The organism is Polaromonas sp. P1_G2, from assembly GCF_056405515.1.
Map to the genome: position 1 here is coordinate 1 of NZ_JBFUBY010001052.1, position 474 is coordinate 474.

Below are 474 nucleotides of genomic sequence, written 5' to 3' on the forward strand. Positions count from 1 at the left end.
GCGTTCGAGGCATTGTCGACAGGCTGTGCCGTCGTTGGTTCGGACACTGCGCCGGTCCGGGAATTCGTCACGGATGAAGAAAATGGGCTGCTGGCTGGTTTTTTTGACCCCGATGCGATCGCATCGAGGATCGAAATCGCTCTCGCCGGCGGCCCAGCGATAGAGGCAATGCGGAGGTCGGCCCGCCAGACCATCGTCGAACGCTGGTCGGCTGAGATAGCAATAGAGCGGCATGAGAATTTGATAAACCGGCTTATGCAGCTCGGATAGACTGGTGGCCGGCTGAAGCGGACTATCCTGTCGGCAAGCTGCGGCTGTCATAGCCAAAGCGCAGAAAATCCTCCGCATAGATCAACTGTGCCAAGCGGATTTCCTTCGGACCATAATATGCAGCGAGCTTGTCGCCGGCATCGGTCGAATGCCGGACGGCAGCGATATTCGTTGGGATGGCCAATCGTTCGCAGACATAGCGGA

General features: G+C 57.8%; 2 protein-coding genes. One reads left to right on the plus strand and one right to left on the minus strand.

Annotation, left to right across the window (positions count from 1 at the left end; genetic code table 11):
- Positions 1 to 270: glycosyltransferase (locus tag AC1D0P_RS29015; RefSeq protein ID WP_477679896.1), on the plus strand; the 270-nt coding region annotated here is incomplete at its 5' end.
- Positions 271 to 292: 22 nt separating this feature from the next.
- Here the strand turns inward: AC1D0P_RS29015 and AC1D0P_RS29020 are convergent.
- Positions 293 to 474 (minus strand): hypothetical protein (locus tag AC1D0P_RS29020; protein ID WP_477679897.1); only part of this gene is annotated, 182 nt, incomplete at its 5' end.